General features: G+C 71.3%; 1 protein-coding gene. It reads right to left on the minus strand.

Features of this window, described 5'->3' with window-relative positions; genetic code table 11:
- Positions 1–989, minus strand: a 989-nt coding sequence (locus tag GTY47_RS12475; RefSeq protein ID WP_158688452.1) for an acyltransferase domain-containing protein, incomplete at its 3' end; no start/stop codon positions are given.
- Positions 990–1,029 lie beyond the last annotated feature (40 nt).

Below are 1,029 nucleotides of genomic sequence, written 5' to 3' on the forward strand. Positions count from 1 at the left end.
ACCGGTTGGGTTTCGGGCAGCAGCACGGGCCAGGTGATGTCGACGCCGGTGGTCCACAAGCTGCCCGCGCTGGTCAGGAACCGGCGCAGACCACCGTCATCACGCCGCAGGGTCCCCGAGACCGCCACCTGCGCACCCGGCACCGTCTCCAGCGTCTGCTCCACACCCGGGACGAGCACCGGATGGGCGCTGCACTCCACCAGGGCGGTGAACCCGTCCTGCGCCAGCCTGCGCACGGCCTGCTCGAACTCCACCCGCCCACGCAGGTTGGCATACCAGTAGCCGCCGTCCATCTCCGGGCCCGCCAGCACCTCACCCGTCAGCGTCGAGTACACAGGAACCCGCCCCGCACGCGGCGCGACACCCGCCAAAGCCGCCTCGATCCGCTTACGGACCTGCTCGACATGCACCGAGTGCGAGGCATAGTCGACATCGATACGCCGAGCCCGCACCCCGCCGGCGACGAGTCCCGCCACCAGGCCGGCGACCTCCTCCGCGCCGCCGGAGACCACCGTGGAGGCAGGGCCGTTGACCGCCGCCACACTCACCGACTCCAGCTGCGCGATGCGCTCCTCGACCTCGGCCCGGCCCAGCGCCACCGAGGCCATCGCCCCCTGCCCGCAGATCTCCACCAGCGCCTGGGAACGGGCCACCACCACCCGCAGCGCGTCCTCCAGGCAGAGCACCCCGGCCACATGCGCGGCAGCGATCTCCCCCTGCGAATGACCCACCACCGCCGAGGGCACCACGCCCACCGACTCCCACAGACGGGCCAGAGCGACCATCACGGTGAACATCACCGGCTGCACCACATCCACCCGGTCGAACCCGGGCGCCCCCGCCGCACCTTGCAGCACATCCACCACCGACCAGCCCGCCAGCTCCTCCACCACAGCCGAACACTCACCCACGGCCTCGGCGAAGACATCACTGCACCCCAGCAGCTCCACCCCCATCCCCACCCACTGCCACCCCTGCCCCGGAAACACGAACGCCACCTTCGAAGCGGCCTTCGCGCTGCCTTCGAGC

It is taken from the genome of Streptomyces sp. SID5464 (assembly GCF_009862985.1).
Lineage (GTDB): Bacteria > Actinomycetota > Actinomycetes > Streptomycetales > Streptomycetaceae > Streptomyces > Streptomyces chartreusis_D.